We start from the raw sequence: 18694 nt of genomic DNA on the forward strand, positions 1-18694 counted from the left end.
GCATCTAAAGTGAATGAACGTTCATTCATTAGTTTAATGTTCGACCAAGCTATTGGCAATAGAACAATGGTAAAACTTCGCCACTTTACAAATAAGCTAATGAGTTAGTTATTGATAAATATAGTCGGTAATTGGCAAGGAGGAGATATTGTCGATAACTTTTCCGCTTGCTAGAGCCTTTCTGCTATCATTCCTTTTTTAATGCCTTCCTTAATACCTTGGTTATAACGTATCCATGAAGCTCAATCCCGGACAAAATGATGCCGTACACTATGTGAGTGGTCCTTGCTTAGTACTCGCAGGCGCTGGCAGTGGCAAGACCAGAGTGATCATTAATAAGATCGCCTATCTGGTAGAAAAGTGTGGCTATAAAGCACGCAATATTGCTGCGGTAACTTTTACCAATAAAGCGGCGCGCGAGATGAAAGAGCGTGTGTCGCAGTCTATGGGGCGCAAAGAAGCGCGAGGGTTATGGATCTCTACGTTCCATACCTTAGGCTTAGAGATTATTAAACGCGAGCATAAGGTGGTTGGCTTAAAGGCTGGCTTTTCACTGTTTGATGATCAAGATACGTTAGCGCTATTAAAGGAGCTGACTCAGGATGAGTTAGACGAAGATAAAGATCTGCTGAGACTGCTGGCGACTACCATTTCTAACTGGAAAGGTGACTTAGTTATTCCAGAGCAAGCGCGTAAAATTGCCAAAGATGAACAGCAGCAACTTTTTGCGCTCTTGTATCAGCGATACGCTCAGCATATGAAGGCTTATAACGCGCTCGACTTCGATGATTTGATTCTATTACCGACTCTATTGCTGAGGCAGAATGAAGAGGTAAGAACTCGCTGGCAGACGCGCATTCAATATATGCTGGTGGATGAGTATCAAGACACCAACACCAGCCAATATGAGATGGTTAAGTTGCTGGTTGGCGAACGTGCCCGCTTTACCGTGGTAGGTGATGACGATCAGTCTATCTATTCATGGCGTGGCGCTAAACCACAAAACTTGGTGCTCTTGGGCAAAGACTTTCCTAGGTTGAAACTGATCAAGCTAGAGCAAAACTATCGCTCTAGCCAGCGCATCTTGCGTGCGGCCAACATTCTCATTGCTAACAACCCGCACGTATATGAAAAAGCTCTGTTCAGTGAGTTGGCATACGGGGAGCCTATCAGGGTACTGATAGCTGCAAACGAAGAACAAGAAGCGGAGCGAGTCGTCGCAGAGATGATCCGCCATAAGTTCGTGGGTAAAACCTCGTACGGGGATTACGCGATTCTGTATCGTGGTAACCATCAGTCACGCTTACTTGAGCGAGCTTTGATGACCAACCGCATTCCTTATAAGTTGAGTGGCGGTACCTCTTTCTTTGGTCGCGCCGAGATCAAAGACATCATGGCTTACCTGCGTTTAGTGGTTAACCCCGATGATGATAATGCCTTCTTGCGCATCGTTAACTTGCCTAAGCGAGGGATTGGCCCGGCAACGCTTGAGCGCCTAGGTAATTTTGCCAATAAGAAGCAGATCTCGATGTTTGCTGCTATTTTTGAGGCCGACTTAAATCATGAATTACCGCCTGCAGCCATGTCGTCTCTGTATCAGTTTGGTCGTTTCGTGGTTGAAACGGGTGATTGCGCCGAACGTGGCGATCCCGTCGAAGCCGTTAAGCAGTTAATTCGAAAAATTAACTACGAAGACTACCTGTACGAGACCAGTACCAGCGCAAAAGCGGCTGAAATGCGCATGAAGAACATTTCAGAACTATACCGCTGGGTAACTGAGATGCTGCAAGGCGACGATTTAGATGAAGGCATGACATTGCCTGAGGTGGTTACCCGTCTTACGCTACGCGACATGATGGAGCGAAATAACGAAGATGAGGGGGGCGATCAGGTTCAGCTTATGACGTTACACGCCTCTAAGGGACTGGAATTTCCTTATGTGTTTATGGTGGGCGCCGAAGAACGAATTCTGCCACACCAAAGCAGTATCGATGAAGATAACGTCGATGAAGAGCGTCGACTAGCATATGTGGGGATCACCCGTGCGCAAAGAGAGCTGTGGTTTGTTATCTGCCGTGAGCGACGCCAATTTGGTGAAACCATTCGCTGTGAGCCGAGTCGCTTCTTGATGGAGCTTCCTCAAGATGACCTTATCTGGGAAAACCGTAAACCGGTGCAAACTGTTGAGCAGCGTCAGCAGTCGGGCAAAGCGAATATCGCGAACCTAAGAGATATGTTCAAGAATAAGTAGTTTGGTATTAGTCGAACTTAAAGCAGGGTGTTAGCCTCAATTAGGCACATACCCTGTTTTTTTTTGTCTCAAACTCAATCACATTACCTAATAGGCTGCCCTGGCCTTTAGTAAATCCTAACTCCTGCAATATATCGCATTGCTTTTGATTGCTTATTCCAACGGCAAAGATCTCAAATTCTAGAGCCTGAGCCGCATTAAAGTAAGCCTTTACCAACTTAACATGCTGCTTGCTATCTAGGTGTGCGCTATAGCTAGAATCGAGTTTTAATGCTTGGATGGGGAGGAAGGTCAAACTACTGATGGCACTGTGGGCGCTGCCATAGGCTTCAATCCCAAGTTTGACATCAAGCTTGTTAAGGCTATCGAAGGCGCTGATGTGATTATTGGTATTTTGCACGAAAGCCTTCTCATTAAAAAACAGGGTCAAATCATTGATATTGAATTGGCACTGCTTAATTCTGTTCTTAAGGGCTCTTAACGCATACTTATGATTTAAGTGCTGGCTAGAGATAGGCATATGTAGTTGAAATTGATTGCCGTACTTCTGCTGCATATGATGATAGCTTTGATTGACCTGTTCGAATAAGTAATTGTCGAGTTCTATCACCATGTTGCAGTGCTCAGCGATATTGTTCAGCTGTGCCTGTTTGAGCTTGCCTAAAGTTGGGTGATGCCAGAATAGTCTAGGCTCGAAAGCTAGAGGCTGTTCTGAGCTCAATGTCATGATTGGCAGGTAACTTAGCTGTAGCTCTTTCTTGTGTAGTGCATTCTTAAGCTCGTTTTCTAGCTTGATATCTTTGATTTGTTGCTGATTCACCCCATGATTAAAGAGCACGTAGCAGCCTTTACCTTGTGATTTGGCTTGGTACATTGCCGTATCGGCATCTCTCAGTATCGACTCACTAGTGTCTGAGTGGCTCTGACCGCTCATTGCCAGGCCGATGCTGGCGCTGGAGTTAAATTGCTGGTTAGCAAGTTCATAAGGCCTGGATAGCTCTGTCAGTACTCTATCCGCTACATCTTCTGCATCCTGCTGACCATTGATACTATCGAGGAAAATGACAAACTCATCACCGCCTAGGCGGGCGAGCATGTCATTATTACGAATGCAGTGTTGCAGGCGTTTTGCCGTTTCAATTAAGAAGCGGTCGCCTTCTAAGTGACCTAGGGTATCGTTGAGCAACTTAAATCTGTCCATATCAATAAAGAGTACGGCAAACCTTTCAAGACTATGTCTACGCACATGCTTTATCGCTTGAGTTAAGCGCTCCATAAACATGGAACGATTGGGAAGGCCTGTTAGATTGTCGTGTTTGGCATCGTGCACCAACTGGCGTTCGATACGTTTACGTTGATTAATCTCCTTTTCGAGATCTTGATTAACACTCTCTAGCGCCTTAGTTCGTTTATTGACTTTGTCTTCTAACTGCTCGTAACTCTGTTTTAGTGATTCGGCAGACAACTTTTTCTCAATCGCAGTCGCAATATGGTGAGAGACGAAAGTGAGTAATTCTAAGTCTTTCTCTTGATAGTTTTGGGTAAAGCTATAACTGTAAACCGTCAAAGCACCGCAGACTTGACCATTAATAAACAGCGGTACGCCTATCCACTGGTTGATCTCTTGGGTTTCGTTTAGTTCTGGCGCTTCGCAATAGAGAGCACCGGATTCGATGAGCTCATTAATATCTTGTCGATTGAGTAACCTAGGCTTGCTATGCAATAGGATATATTCGGTTAAGCCATCACTTAGTGCACGGGGCTTTGGCAGAGGAAGATCGAACTGGGATACGAAATAGGGGAAGGTAAGCGCATTTCGTTTTTCATTAAGCTGCGAGATAAAGCAGTTATTGACCGGTAATAGATGGCTAATGACGCGGTGGATCTCGCTATAGAATTCTTGGCTATCAATATTTGAGTTTGCCAAGTCGGCGATCTCAAACAGTGACTGTTGTAAGCGCTCAGCGCGACGTCTTTCATAGACCTCTTGCTTAAGCTTGTTATATGCGATGCTTAACTCTTTAGTGCGAGTGTTGATCGCATGCTCTAACTGCTCTTGGTTTTGCAGCCTCTGAATCACACCGGAAATATGGTGACTAATGAAGTTCATTAGTTCAATTTCTATCTCGTTATAGAGGATGTCACGGCTGTAGCTCTGAAAGACTAATACACCTAAGGTGCTATTGACGCTTCTAATTGGCGTGCCTACCCATTGGCGGAAATGGCTTCCCCGTGGCGTGATGGCATTCGATTCGACAAGCTGGCGATAGGTTTGGTCATCACAAATCAATGTTTGATCTGTTTTGAGTACGTAGCCGGTTAGGCCACTGTATAAGGTGTCTGATAGCTCTTCATCGGGATAGAACTCTTTAGGGTGTGCATCTTTCTCATCTTGAAAGAAGGGGACCTCAATCTTGGCTGTTGTTGAGTTAAGTGTTGCGATAAAAAAGTTATCAGCAGGGATCAGCTTTTTGATCGACCTATGCAGTGACGAATAGAACTCTTCAGGCGTGGTAACACTCGCTGCAAAGTTAGAGATCTCTAATAGCGCATTTTGCGTTATCTCTGCACGCTTGTATTTTTGCGCGAGCTTTTTTAAACGAGTAATCCTTTTATTCAGTCTCAATGTCGTTTTTGACTGAGATGTTTCTTCCCTAAACATGTTGTTCCGCCAATCGCCGCTTTAAATTTGGTTAGGATTTGAGCTGATACATATTGATAACACGAAATAGGCCCATATCCAAGTCATTATTTTGACGCTTTTGGGTTGGTTCTGGTATAAAAGCGTACAGATCACTCAATTCTTGAGCGAACGAACGTAAAAACCATAAAAAAAGCAAAACAAGTGTAGACGGCAGGGCGTTTTGAACCTAATATATGCCCCGCTAACAAGGCAAGGCACCCATAGCTCAGCTGGATAGAGCGCACCCCTCCGGAGGGTGAGGCCGAGGGTTCGAATCCTTCTGGGTGCACCAGAATGGAAACGGCGTCTTGTTAGTAGGAAATATCAGTGGTGATTGTAGCTCAGTTGGTAGAGTCCCGGATTGTGATTCCGGTTGTCGTGGGTTCGAACCCCATCAGTCACCCCATTTTCCTAAAGCTTTAAATGTTGTAAAAGACTCGGTGATTAGCGCAGCCCGGTAGCGCATCTGGTTTGGGACCAGAGGGTCAGAGGTTCGAATCCTCTATCACCGACCACATTTATAAATAGCGAGTTTACTCGATATTTAGCAAGTTAAGTAAGATAAAAGATTTTCGGTGATTAGCGCAGCCCGGTAGCGCATCTGGTTTGGGACCAGAGGGTCAGAGGTTCGAATCCTCTATCACCGACCACTTTTACATGAAGCCCTTCGAGTAATCGAAGGGCTTTTTGTATCTGAAACATAGAGCTACGGATTCGAATCCTTTCTTTTTATGAAACCATAGCCGACCACTTTTCGAAAAGCCTCTTGAGAAATCAAGAGGCTTTTTTCGTTTTAAAAAAAAATACGAGGGGAAGCTAAGACGAACGCTGCGCTTACGGATAACGGAACGTTCGCAGGCTCACTGACGGAAAAGTCGGAAAAGTCGGAAACGCTAAGATGAAGCGTAAAGCTGAGGTTGGCATTTTAGGACATCGAATTAAAATTGAAGTTGGGGTAGAGTTTTAGGACCTAGGATCTAGGACCTATTACCGCCTTTTCCGTTATTGCTTCCCCGGCTTTTCTCGTCTATGTCTCTAATCATTTCCTGCAGTTTCGGCTTTTACCGTCTTAGCCTTTCCTAGAACCTAAAAATAACAAAGGCCTCTGAGAGGCCTTTGTTTATTTTAATAATTTCTACTATTCGACTGCGATAGGCGGGGAGATAAAGCCCATATACGCATTGGTCTTTAATGGAATAAAACGTTTTAGTTGTGTCTCTTCCTCTATACCCGTCGCTATTACCTCGATATCTAACCCTTTGGCGACGTTAATTAGCGCTCGGCATAGCTCGCTGCTGTGAGCATCCTCATCGTAATAAGCAAAGGATTGATCAAGCTTCACATAGCTTGGGCGTATGTTCTGCAAATATGCCATTGAGCCAAACTGACGGCCAAAGTGGTCGATACCGAAGTGAGCGCCGTTATCTCGAATAATGGCGCAAAGGGCCTGACAGGCTTCAGGATTGCTATACACGGCTGCTTCAGGAATATCGAAACAGATCCGCTCTCGAAGTGTTGAAGAGCGGAGGAACTTATCGAGCCATTGATGGAACTCTATATCGCCAATACTCTGGAAAGTTAAGTTAATGGCGACGGGCTCGAAGTTTCTATCCAATAACTTCTTATTATGAATAGTCTTAATTAGGCATTTATCGAGTAGGCTACCCAAAGAGAGCAGCTCGACATAAGGCATGAACTGGCCCGCGTGCACCATCTTGCCGTCAATCTCCAATTGGCAATATAGCTCTCGCTGTAAAACCGACTCAGTTTGATTGAGCAAAATGGGTTGCCATTTAAACTTGAATTGACCGTCGGTAATTGCATGACTTAGATGATCGCGCCATTGTTCTCGAGTGAAAAGTTGCTTCTCACTGGTCTCAAACCAATGGAAAACTTTATTCTCTTGCAGAGACTTCTGCAGAGCATTATCGGCTTGTGCCAAGATATCGGTGACGGTCATCTGACCGATACGTTCGGCAATACCAATCGCAAAGTTCTCGTTTGGTTTACAACCGGCCTTGGAGATCTCTTGGTTAATGGTACGGATCAGCGTTTGCAGGTATTTACTGGTTTGCTCATGCTCAGAGCTCGTGATCAAGAAGGCAAATTCATATGCGGCAATACGTGCAATAACAGATGTGGTGACACCGTCTAAATGTTGCTTCATTTTATTCGATAGCAACTTGATGGTTTCATCACGGACTTGGTAACCGTACTTACTGTGCACTTCTTCTAACCAGTCAAACTTTGCCATCATGAGTGCACCACTCTTAGGTTCACTCAGCCAACTGTTTAATCGCCCCATCATATATTGGCGGTTGGGTAGGCCTGAGACTTGATCGACAAGGTTTTTCTTTCTTAGCTCTCCAACTTCTTCATCGAGTGAGTTAAAGATCTGCTTGAGTTGATCGGACATGCTGTTGAAAGCCTGTACCACAGACTTTAGCTCGGCGGTCTTGGGTACTGTCATGTCGGGACCAAACTTTCGATTCGCGATCTCTTTAGCATGCTCGGCAATATGGTGCAGAGGCTTTAAAATCCAAGTTAAGCCGACACGGGCAAAAATAATGGCAATCAGAAATAGGATTGAAAAGACGATGATGGCATTGGTCATGGTGCGCCAGAGCTCGTGATAACCGAAACCTGGGTGAGCGGTGATCTCAAGGCGAGCTAGTTGGATCCAGCCTGAGGTGATGGTGCTCTCGCGTTTAATGGTTTCGAATAGCCCTAAGTCGATAAACCATTGGGGAACCCCCTCGATTTTCATCGGGTTTTCCCATACCTGTTGTTTGCCATCGACCAACCAAGTGAGTTTGACTTGTTGATAGTAGCCACCCTCAAAGATCACATTAATTAGGGTTTCAGCACCTACAATGTCACCCGCTTCTAAATCGGGAACCAACATAATACCGAGTGAGTGGCTAGTATTGTTGAGATCGGATTCCATTTGTTTAGTTAGGAAGTTTTGAGTTTCGGTAAACTGTACATAGCCTAAACTCGCAACAACCAATAAGAACAATACAAACAGTAGTGTGTATATCTGTCGAAACAGTGTCATCTTCTAACTACTCCAGTTTTATCTTGGGTTGGTTAAGGCGCTCAACACCCAAGCGATGTTTCAGATCATTCCATTTAGCAAGTTTTGATGAAGAACCTGCCAGAACACCTCGTCCTTTTTCTTTGTTTAGCCATAGCTGTCGACCATTAAAGCTGTAGACAGGCAACAGATCTTTTCTCTGTGTTGCGGGCTTAATTGTTTTATCAAGATTATCTAAAACGAGAGGGATAGAAGAGGGTGTCTCATAGTAAGCGAGTACCATGTGATATTGATTTACGCTGGTTGCTTTAACCATAGTTATGCGTAATTTATCTTCAGACACACCGAGCTGAAGCAGGGTAAAGTATTTGGCGATTGAGAAATCCTCACAGTCACCACCGCTAACCCCTATAAACTCCATGGGCGTTGCCCAATAATTCTTGTTTCCCCAAAGTTTTATATCGTCGACAAAATGAAATAGGTTGAAAAAGTTATTCACCATCAATATTTTATCGCTATCTTGCAAACCTTTAGCTTCATCTAAAATCTTAAACCAGGCTCTAATTCTTTTCCCTGCACGCTCGCCATATTGCGATTCAATCGTTTGGGTAATATGGTCAGCATCTAATTCTTGAACAGGCCCGGCATAAAGGCTGGAGACGGACAGAGCTAACACCGTCAATTTTAATTGGCAGACTTTTCGTAATTTTTTTAATTGATAAAGCCTGCCAACCATACTGCTCCGGTACTTCTACTATTTTACTTCTTCGTCTACCGTGTAGATGTGCCACTTCATATCTGCAGTGGTATCGTCACCGGTAAGCTCGGCTATGACTCGGCGGTTTATCTTATGTGCTGATGCTGTATGAGTCGGATCGATAGGACGATCGAAGCTATAACCTACAGCACTAAGTCTGCTTGAATCAATACCAAAGCGCTCAGCAAGTAAGGAGCTGACTGCGTTGGCACGGTTTTGAGATAGCACCTGGTTATGTTGGTGCGATCCCGTCTTGCTACAGTGCCCCTCAATAACTGCTTGAGTATTAGGGAACTTTTGCATAAAGCTCGCGATCACTTCTACCTGTGAATAATAAAGAGGATCGATATAGTAAGAGTCATTAGCAAACAGGATCTTTAATTCTTGTCGCTCATTGATCGGTTTTATCTTACCGCAGCCATAATTATCAATCGTTGCACCTAATGCCGTTTCTGTGCAGCGCTCTCTGGCCACAATTACGCCATCATTATCGATATCGTTGAGGTCATTCACCTGTACCGTCGGCTCATTCATGGTGGCAATATCTCGCATTGAGCAGCCACCTAAAATTGCGAGGCTTAATAGAGCTATAATGATCTTCATTGTGGGACTCCTCCTTCGTAATCTCTCTCTCCATTCCAGACATCGGGTCTAGTTACGCGCAGTGAATCGAGCAGTTGCCCGGTGGCATTGAGTACGCGGTATTGAGCGATGATCTCATCATACTCAGACTCTAAGTAATCTTTTCTGGCTTCAAAAAGCTCATTCTCAGTATCTAGCAGATCTAACAAAGTACGCTGACCTAAGTTGAACTGCTGGCTATAGGCAACTTGGGTATCCTTAGCTGCAACGACATGATCTCGGATGTACATTTTTTGTGGAGTGAGCAGCTCGTAGGCGTTCCAGGCTAGATTGACGCCTTCCACGACTTGTCTGTGGGCGCGTTGACGGATCTCTTTAGCTTCGCCAACTTTATATGCGGCTTCTTTTTCACGGGCAAGATCGCGGCCACCGGCAAATAGGTTGTACTTTAAGCGAACCATAGCGACGAGGTCATTGCTATGACCTCCAATATCATTGATGCCTAATATGCTTTCGCTAATACCATCTTCGCCATCAAGGTTGTTATTCCAATTACCATCTAGCTCTAAGGTGATCTTTGGGTAGTAGTTTGACTGTGCCGAATCTTTCTCATTCTCTGCTGCGTATATGTCACTCGCCGCTGATTTGAGAATAGGGTGGTTATCTTGGGCCATCATGACGCTGCTGCTGAGATCTGCTGGTAACATATCGGCATCTGGTACAGGGACTATCATGTCTTCTGGTTGCTGCTCAACGATGCGAACAAATTGAGATTTTGCATCGTAGAAGTTATTGCGTGCGGAGATGACATTGGCGTTCGCGCGTGCTAAACGGCCAGTAATTTGCGAAAGGTCGGCTGTAGAGCCTAAGCCTGAATCGGTACGCTGCTTAATTTGCTCGTAGATCTCTTTATGACTTTGAAGATTCTTCTCTGCCAAGGTAAGAACCTGCTCACTGCGGATATAGTTGATATAAACTTTTGCGACATCTAAAGCCATGTCCTCGGCAGCAGCAAATAATGCCCACTGCTCAGCGCTGGCTTCGAAGCTGTATCTATCGACTTCACTGCTGGTGTGGAAACCATCAAAAAGCATCTGTTTGATACTAAAACCCGCTTCACCGCGTTCGAGTTCAATCACACCATCACTATCTACATCGCCTTGGCCGGCGCGTCGACGAGTCGACGGACTGTTCGTCTGCTCCCAACCGTAGCCTGCACTAATATCAACCGTCGGCATGTAGCCTGCTACGGCTTGATTGACCTGCTCTTCACGGGCCTTAAAGCGGTTAAATGCTATCCGTATCTCTGGGTTTGTGTCCAGTGTGTGTGCTACCGCCTGCTCTAGTGTTTGACTAGAAGCTGTGGCTGGTATCATCAGCGCGCTAACGGCAAGTGCTAATGCACTGCGCTTTAGCTGCCGTAATGTGCTGCTATCCATGTTAAACCCCTCCTGGTTATTTTCTTATACCGAGCCTAGCGCTCCCTGAGTGCCGTGTCTTTAGCTCGTAATATTGGATTAAGTATGTACTCTAAAACTGACCTTTGCCCTGTAATTACATCCACCGAAGTAAGCATTCCGGGAATGATAGGCATTTGAGTTCCATCATCTTTTGTTAGACTAGAAAACTCAGTTCTAACTTTTACTATGTAGAAGCTGTTACCTTCTTCATCTTGTGTCGTGTCGGCACTAATGTGTTCGACCACACCATTTAAGCCGCCATAGCGGGTGAAGTCATAGGCGGTGACTTTTACGACAGCGGGTAATCCAGGATGCAAAAACGCGATATCTTTAGGAATAATCTTCGTTTCAATTAACAGTTTGTCTTCTGACGGTACGATTTCAATAATATCGACACCGGGCTGAACGACACCGCCTAGGGTATTGATATGGACTGTTTTTACCGTGCCATTTACCGGAGAGATAATTTCTGCTTTGCTAACCTTATCTTGAGCACCGACTTGGGCCTCATTCATACGTGATAACTTAGTCTGCATCTCGTTCAGCTGGGCGCGGCTATCAGCGGCATAAATCAATACCGATTCACGGCGTTTTAGAATCGCTTCATCCATGGTGGATTTAACTTTTGGTCTAAGTAGTCGAAGCGAGGCTAACTCTCCTTGGATATCATTTACTACTCGTTGCAGTTTGAGTAGCTCGACTTCAGGAACAATGCCTTTCTCTGCGAGTGGGCGAGTTAGCTCAAGCTCTCGAGATACCAGTTGGAAGCTCGTTGTGAGGGTCTTAATTTTTGAAGCTAGTTCTTGGATCTCTTGGTTACGCTGCTGAATTTGTCTAGCCTGGATCTCGAGTTGATTACTTAAGTTATCTAATCGGCCTGCATATTCTTCACGTTGCCTGCTAGTCAACTCAGGCTCATTTTGCTCCAGGGATTCAGGGAAGATTAATGTCTTCGGAGAAATTTTAACTTGCTCTCTCCAGTCATTAGAAATGGCTGAAATTGTAATGCTATTGAGTTCGGCTTTTAAGCGAATAACGTTTGAAAGTAGGCCGTTAACTTCTTGCTCTTGCTGAGCAAAATCAGATTGAAAACGAGTTGCGTCGATACGAACTAGAGGCTGACCTTTGGTCACAATCAAACCTTCTTGGACGTACATTTCCTGTAAAATACCGCCATCTAAGCTTTGAATAACCTGTACTTGTGATGAGGGGATAACCTTGCCCATGCCTGTGGTTACCTGATCAAGTTCGGCAAAGTAGGCCCAGATTAGGAAGGTGATTGCTAAGGCCGCGAGTGCCCATATGATTAGGCGGTGACTTGCGGGTGCATCAGTCATCATTGCACCGTAAACGTCATCCACCATCTCGAGATCGTGTGTGGTTAAGTGCTTACTCATTTCTTAGCTGCTCCCGCTAATAAACCATCATTTAGCTTCTTGAGGACTTCAGCTTTAGGGCCATCGGCCACGATATGGCCGCGATCTAAGACTATGATGCGATCGACAAGGTTGAGTAGGTGCATCTTATGAGTGATTAGCAGTAAGGTTCTATCTTTACTCACATTGTGCATCGCGTGAATAAACTGCTTTTCAGCCCTAGCATCAAGACTGGCTGTGGGTTCGTCCATTAATAGCACTGGAGGATCATTCAATGTTGCGCGGGCGAGGGCAATGGTCTGTCGTTGGCCGCGTGAGAGTTCACGGCCACCTTCACCCACTTGCTGATCTAGCCCTTCCGCTTCTAAATTGGTAAATAAATTGACACCCGAAAGTTGCACCGCTCGGATTAGTTGATGCTCGGTAACTTGGCGAGTACCAAATAAAATGTTGTCGCGAATAGTGCCGTGAAACAAGGTGATATCTTGCGGCAGGTAACCGAAGTTACGCCTCAGATCGCTGGGATGGATCTGAGCCGAGTCTAAGCCATCATAAGTTAAGCTGCCCTTAGTTGGCTGGAATAGCCCCACAAGTAGCTTTGCTAAAGTACTTTTTCCCGAACCGTTGCGGCCGATAATCGCCACTCGCTCACCCGGAGCGATATTCAGTGATAATGGATGAAGTATGGGGCGCTCTGATCCAGGATAGCTAAAGCCAATATGGTGCGCCGATATTTGGCCCAGCAAACGCTGCCTGCTAACAAGGTGGCCTTTGTTCTCAAATTCATCTTCTTGAGTCATTAGCTCATTAAGCTGACGCAGAGCACTGGCAGTTTGGTTACCTCGTGTCATTAGGCCTGCAAGTTGTGCCATCGGCGAAATTGCTCGGCTAGATAAAATCACCGCCGCAATAATGCCACCCATGGATATCTCATTTTCAGATACGCGATAGACCCCGAGGATCACCACAAAAATCACTGAGGTTTGCACCACGAACGTGGCCACATTGGTCACAGAGGTGGTAATTTTTTTGCTTTTCAGTTGCCAGTTAGCCGTATGACCAATCATCTGCTGCCAGCTTTTTTGTACGAGTCCTTCGGCACCACTGGATTTAATCGATTCAATAGAAGCTAATGACTCGATTAAATGGCCGTGCTTTAGGCCTGAAAACTTATTGCTCTCGTCAATTGCAGCCTTAAGTTTTGGCTGCATGATTAAGGTGTATCCGATAATGATGATGCTACCTAAAAATGGTATAAGTGCGAGATCGCCAGCGACAAGATAGATAATGGTTAAGAAAAACAACGCAAACGGCAAATCAACTAAAGTCGTTATCGTGGCCGAAGTGAGAATATCGCGGATGCTGTCAAATTCACCGAGTTGCTTAGCCATACCACCAACGCTAGGTGAGCGTTTTTCGAGTGGGATGCCGATAGCTTTAGCAAACAGTCGAGACGATACGATGATATCGACCTTCTTACCTGCAACGTCAATAAGGTAGCTTCTTAATTGGCGCATGATTAAGTCGAAGATATAGGCAATACCGGCGCCGATAGCCAGTACCCATAATGAGTCAAATGCCAGATTCGGAACGACTTTATCGTACACGTTCATGATAAATAATGGAGAAACTAGCGCAAATAGGTTTACCAGTACCGAGGCTATTAGCGCATCTCGGTAAATGGGAGCCGAGTCTTTTATCGTCTGCAGCAACCAATGAGCTTTACTTTCATGCAGATGGACATCTAAGCCCATATCGCCACGGTATTCTTGCTTTACTAGGAATAGATAACCGACATAAAGCGCTTCAAGCTCTTCTATAGATAGGGTCTCTTCACCACCCGTCTCAGGGAGTTGGATAATCGCTTTATCTTGCTCAATATCGAGCTCTCTTAGCAGGCAGGCCTTTTTATCTTTTAAAAGCAAAATACAAGGGAGCAAGATTGGCGATATTTCGTTTAATCCCTTACGAGATAACTTAGCTGCAAGTCCTGCACGACTCGCTGCTTGGGGAAGTAGCTCCGGTGTTAACACGTGTCCCTGCATAGGCAAGCCTGCCGCCAGCGAGTCGCTGGAGCATGGGCTACCGAAATGCTCGGTGAGTAACACCAAACTGTCTAGCAGAGGGTCGACCATCACTCTTTGAGAGGCTGAGATCGTCCATTGCTCAGTATTATTAGAATCTGAAGCAGACACCTTTTGGACTTATCCTTAAGATTTTATTATTATTTATTTAGTATCGGTCATAGTGACCTGTTTTGCCACAGGTCATTATGTAGTCTCTTTTAGTTATGGCAGCATAGCAAATCCATTCAGATTTAATTGGTCATCCAATGGATCAGGGCTATTAGCTGCTTGATTCACAGAAGCATCAGTTGATGTGCCAACGATAAGCGGCCCTTCTCCGTTGTTGCCTAATAGGCCGGAAATAATGTCGGTCTCATCGTTACCAAACTTACCTATTAGATCAACACCATCTAATACTATATGCTGGTCGAAGCTGCCATTGCCGTCTGTATCAATATTGATACTGGTAGAACCATTCTCATCAGTAAAGCTCAGATGTTGAGCGAGCTCACTGACAGTATCACCTTGCAAGATATCGCTTAAATCTAGCTTATCTTCAGCTAAGTTAAAGTCAGTAATATGGTCTGTATTGCTGCTTGAGGGATCGGAACTATCGATAGAATTTCTGTCCCATACGAACGTATCTGCTCCCTCGTTACCAGTAAGCTCATCGTCACCTAGGCCGCCTATTAGAGTGTCGGCACCGAGACCACCGATTAACTCGTCATTGCCGCCTTGGCCGAATAGGATGTCGTTACCTTCACCGCCTTCTAAGCTATCGGCTCCGTCATTAGCATTACTTTCGCCAAATAGATGGGTGTTACTGGAGATGAACTCATGGACATCCTGCACCGTAACATTTGCAACCTGTTGACTTGTCTCATGTGCAACCAAAGCTTGTAACGCGCTATATCCTTGACCATCGATGCCATCAAATGAGACTAAGTCGCCAAAGATAATATCGTTACCTTCACCAGAACTGACGGTGTCGTCACCTTGAATAAGTTGTTGTTCAGAGCCTAGGATAACATTCGCTAAATTACCAACACTAACATTTGCCTGAACGCGTCCATCTGTGTCGTAAGGGATTAATTCGTTAGCATTAATCCCTTGTGTGATACCCACGGCTTCGACTTCTGACAGGTCTGATAGCAGAGCAAATGCAACGTCAGGTTCCCCACCTTCATTGTGCTCTCCATCGGTGATGAAGTAGGTGAGGTTATTACCAGCGTTGTTTGTTACTAGGCTACTATTAAACCAGTCTGTAGCGGCATTGAATGCATCAACATAGTCGGTACGGCCATCGCTAGTTATGTCGTTCCAAGCATCATTTTCATTATTTATTAATGCATCAATATCTAAGTCTTGAATATTGAGTGATAGATTTGTCGTTGCTGATGTATTGAAGTCAATAACCGCAATATTTACAGTTCCTGAAGATAGCTCAGAGGTGATGCTCTTTAAGGATTTAAATACTTCTATTAATTGTTCTTTGGCCGTGGATACTGCGTGGTCTCCCATGCTGCCAGATGAATCGAGAATAAAGGCGATATTGTAATTTTCACCTTGGACAATCTGAATGCCAGTGGTGTCGCTGACAATAATGTCATGATCATCAGTGCCTTGTAGGGTGTTATCACCGTCGGTGCCGCCCACAAAACCATAATCTCGGGTCGGTGTGACATCGAAATAGACTGTCGCCGTATCGGTTAAACCGTCTTCATCTTGTACCGTATATTCGTAGCTTGCAGAACCGCTATAGCCAGTGTCTGGTGTGAATATCACATTACCATCTGCATCTAGCTCTACGGTACCATTTTGAGCGTTACCAACGCTGATGATTGACAGTACGTCACCATCAGGATCGGTATCATTTGCAAGAATAGAGTCAGCACTGAAGGTGAATGGGGTATCTTCAAGAACGACCACACCGTTAGCAATGATTTGATCACCAAGCGGTGTGTAATCACCAATTTGTTGATTGTTTTGATCGAACACCCCTAGCTCAATATTAAGCTGGTACGCCCCGCCTTGATCCCAATAGATAACTTCAATTGAGTGAGCGCCTGGGTCGGTGATGTCAAAATAGATGTGTCCGTCATCACCGGGAACGCGGGTGCTTGAAGACTGATTTCGAGATACTTCAGCCACAACAACGCCATCGATAAGTACCGAGTAACCATCATCAGCAGTAACTTTTAAGCCATAGGTTCCAGCATCCAATTGCACAGAGCCTTGCATATGCAAAATGGCGTCAGAACTATTTCCAGGATCATTACTTAAACTTGCGGCATCATCACCTAGGAAGTTTTGTAGGCTCTTACCTGTTCCTAAGTTGCCTTTGCCCCAAGCGTAACTCAAGGTTGTTGCTATGAACGTCGCATCGGCTTCATTATTATTTATGAAGTCTCTGACCTGTGAAACTGAAGATAGGTTTCCGCCATCAGTATCGTCGTTGTAGCTGTAGTAATGGCTATTTAATCCAACACCAAAATAGTCGTCGGTCGCTAATGGGGCTGAATTATTGTCTGCAACACTTACTGTCACGCTCGAAGTCGCATTGCTTCCAGATGCATCTGCTGCAATGACCTCAATACCCGTGATCAACAGATTATCGACATCGATATTATGAGGCATTTTACCAAGTAACTCGGCATCAAGAACAACGGCGCCTTGTTCTCCGGCTGCAATAGCATTCCAATCTAGCGTTAGCTTAAGTAAATCGCCACGGCCATTCATTGAGCCAATCAATTTACCGTCTTCGATACGCCAGCTCATAGGTTGGCGAATGCCTTCTACTTCAATGTTACTAGTATCGCCAAAGCTAAAGCTGTCTATCTCTGAATCACCGGCTTTAAACAATAACGTTTCAGTGTCATTGTCAGCGGCATCAGACAGTAGGGTCACCTCGTCTAAACTTGCAAAGCCATACGGCGTTAAAGCAGTCAGTGCTGATGGTGCATTTAGAGTGACACTAAAATCATTATCGCTATCAACATCGCCATCACCATCGATGATATCGACAGTGAAATCAATTGTGGTACCTGAGGTATCGACCGTAATGGTTTCAGTATTTAGTGATTTAAGGTTAAAGTCAGAACCATCACTCGCCGTTGAAAGCTGAATAAGGTTTATCTCAGCTATCGGTGAGTTAGATAGATAAGTTGTAAATTCGGCACTGGTGCCTACGAAGGTATCGGTGATAGCAACGCCATTGGCATCGACACCTGACACGTAGAATGTGGCAGTGCCTGTATACGCGGCGCCGCTATTATTACTTAAAGTAAGACTTAAGTTGTCTGTAACAGGACTACTAAAGGTGAGAATTAATGTTTCACCGTTACTAATATCTTTACCTGCACCATCGCTGCCTTTTGAGCCAACACCTATACCATTTGTACTGGTGTTAACAGACGCTATTGCACCATCGCTATTGGTTGCGGTAATGGAGCACTGTACTTGATGGTTAGCGTTAACTTCACCGACAACTGTGCCTTCTATCAGGATAAATAGATCTTCGTCGTTACCACCGGGAATAGAGCCATTAAAATTAGCATTTGTAGATATCACTTCGGTGATAGGCTGTTCAAGATTGAGTACATACTCTCCGGAGTTCGGGTCAACTGACAGAGTAAACACTACTGATTGATCAGCCCCCCCATCGCCATACACTGCAGAGATGCTGCTGGTATAGGCAATCATGACATCGGGGGTTGCTGGGTCGATAAAGTAATAAATGGTCTCGCCGCCAGTGGTTAGCCCCGAGTCGGCGAAATAGAGTTCGCTACCAACCTCATCACTCCAGCCTGTGATATTACCGGTTAGATCCGCTGAATAATCCTTGTCTGCACCTTTAACGGTCAGGTTGCCAGTGTAACCATCTATATTGGCAACATTATCTGCAATAAGATCATTAACATGTGCTTCTGGCGCATCATCTTCGATGATAACGTTGAAGCTACCATCAGTTGTCCCACCATTGCCATCATCGACAGAGATGCCGAAATCTAAAGACAGGTTGTCTTCTGATGTTGTATCTGAGTGATCGACCGGAGCAAGCAGCGTGACATCATAGCTCCATTCGCCAGAACCGTTCCCGTCAGGGGCTGTAAGTTTTACTGTCATCACTTCTTGATAAGAATCACCAGCACCAATAGAGCCCGTTAAGGTGCCTGTCTCAGCGTCCCAAGACCAGTTAATGGTCTCTCCGCCAGAGGTCATGGCTGTTGCTGGTCCTGAGAGCGAAACTGATAGGCTATCGCCATCGAGATCTTCGATATTGATGGAGCCACTTGCCGTTACAGAGTCAGTGGTATCTGTATTACCTGTAGTGTCCGTGACGCCATCGACAAGACCCTCTTCTGAGACTCGAGTGCTGGTGACTGATGTGATGGTAGGAGCATCGTCCTGCGCATTGATGTTGATGGTCAAGGTCGAGCTGTCGGTGGTATCACCATCGGTGGTGACATAGTGGATAGCCGG

9 protein-coding genes and 4 tRNA genes are annotated in these 18694 nt (G+C 45.2%); 5 read left to right on the plus strand and 8 right to left on the minus strand.

The window, feature by feature from the left end:
- Positions 1-235 precede the first annotated feature (235 nt).
- Positions 236-2251 (plus strand): DNA helicase Rep, encoded by a 2016-nt coding sequence (gene rep, locus Q1A86_RS19590; protein WP_299810635.1) that lies wholly within the window; start codon positions 236-238, stop codon positions 2249-2251.
- 40 nt (positions 2252-2291) lie between these two features.
- On the opposite strand, the gene Q1A86_RS19595 is transcribed toward rep, so the two are convergent.
- Complete coding sequence (locus Q1A86_RS19595) at positions 2292-4913, minus strand: diguanylate cyclase (protein ID WP_299810638.1); 2622 nt, start codon at positions 4911-4913, stop codon at positions 2292-2294.
- 236 nt (positions 4914-5149) lie between these two features.
- Here Q1A86_RS19595 and Q1A86_RS19600 point away from each other — a divergent pair.
- From Q1A86_RS19600 to Q1A86_RS19615, 4 genes are all read left to right on the plus strand, one after another.
- A tRNA-Arg gene (locus Q1A86_RS19600) sits at positions 5150-5226 on the plus strand.
- A gap of 38 nt (positions 5227-5264) precedes the next feature.
- Positions 5265-5340, plus strand: a tRNA-His gene (locus Q1A86_RS19605).
- Between the two features lie 32 nt (positions 5341-5372).
- Positions 5373-5449, plus strand: a tRNA-Pro gene (locus tag Q1A86_RS19610).
- Positions 5450-5507: 58 nt separating this feature from the next.
- Positions 5508-5584 (plus strand) — tRNA-Pro (locus Q1A86_RS19615).
- A gap of 488 nt (positions 5585-6072) precedes the next feature.
- Here Q1A86_RS19615 and Q1A86_RS19620 read toward each other — a convergent pair.
- From Q1A86_RS19620 to Q1A86_RS19650, 7 genes are all read right to left on the minus strand, one after another.
- Positions 6073-7992 carry an EAL domain-containing protein gene (locus Q1A86_RS19620; protein ID WP_299810641.1) on the minus strand — a complete coding sequence of 640 codons (1920 nt, stop codon included), beginning with the start codon at positions 7990-7992 and terminating at the stop codon, positions 6073-6075.
- 7 nt (positions 7993-7999) lie between these two features.
- On the minus strand, positions 8000-8707 hold the full coding sequence (locus Q1A86_RS19625; protein WP_299810644.1) for a transglutaminase-like cysteine peptidase: 708 nt from the start codon (positions 8705-8707) through the stop codon (positions 8000-8002).
- An 18-nt stretch (positions 8708-8725) separates the two neighbouring features.
- Positions 8726-9331, minus strand: a complete 606-nt coding sequence (locus tag Q1A86_RS19630; RefSeq protein WP_299810647.1) for an OmpA family protein — start codon at positions 9329-9331, stop codon at positions 8726-8728.
- Positions 9328-10749: a TolC family outer membrane protein gene (locus tag Q1A86_RS19635; protein ID WP_299810649.1), complete on the minus strand. Its 1422-nt coding sequence runs from the start codon at positions 10747-10749 to the stop codon at positions 9328-9330. The genes Q1A86_RS19630 and Q1A86_RS19635 overlap by 4 nt, the downstream gene beginning before the upstream one ends.
- 35 nt (positions 10750-10784) lie before the next feature.
- Positions 10785-12167 (minus strand): HlyD family type I secretion periplasmic adaptor subunit, encoded by a 1383-nt coding sequence (locus Q1A86_RS19640; RefSeq protein WP_299810652.1) that lies wholly within the window; start codon positions 12165-12167, stop codon positions 10785-10787.
- Entirely contained in the window at positions 12164-14341 is a 2178-nt protein-coding gene (locus Q1A86_RS19645) for a type I secretion system permease/ATPase (protein ID WP_299810655.1), read from the minus strand. Before Q1A86_RS19645 ends, Q1A86_RS19640 begins: the two co-directional genes overlap by 4 nt.
- 93 nt (positions 14342-14434) lie before the next feature.
- The coding region (locus tag Q1A86_RS19650) for a cadherin-like domain-containing protein (protein ID WP_299810658.1) at positions 14435-18694 on the minus strand (4260 nt) is incomplete at its 5' end.

The sequence above is a fragment of the uncultured Shewanella sp. genome, from assembly GCF_947497935.1.
GTDB lineage: Bacteria > Pseudomonadota > Gammaproteobacteria > Enterobacterales > Shewanellaceae > Shewanella.

Bases quoted from the DNA above. Each gene is read 5' to 3' on its own strand.
- Q1A86_RS19640 (WP_299810652.1), bottom strand. From the start codon at position 12,167: ATGAGTAAGCACTTAACCACACACGATCTCGAGATGGTGGATGACGTT.
- Q1A86_RS19635 (WP_299810649.1), bottom strand. From the start codon at position 10,749: ATGGATAGCAGCACATTACGGCAGCTAAAGCGCAGTGCATTAGCACTT.
- Q1A86_RS19625 (WP_299810644.1), bottom strand. From the start codon at position 8,707: ATGGTTGGCAGGCTTTATCAATTAAAAAAATTACGAAAAGTCTGCCAA.
- rep (WP_299810635.1), top strand. From the start codon at position 236: ATGAAGCTCAATCCCGGACAAAATGATGCCGTACACTATGTGAGTGGT.
- Q1A86_RS19630 (WP_299810647.1), bottom strand. From the start codon at position 9,331: ATGAAGATCATTATAGCTCTATTAAGCCTCGCAATTTTAGGTGGCTGC.
- Q1A86_RS19595 (WP_299810638.1), bottom strand. From the start codon at position 4,913: ATGTTTAGGGAAGAAACATCTCAGTCAAAAACGACATTGAGACTGAAT.
- Q1A86_RS19620 (WP_299810641.1), bottom strand. From the start codon at position 7,992: ATGACACTGTTTCGACAGATATACACACTACTGTTTGTATTGTTCTTA.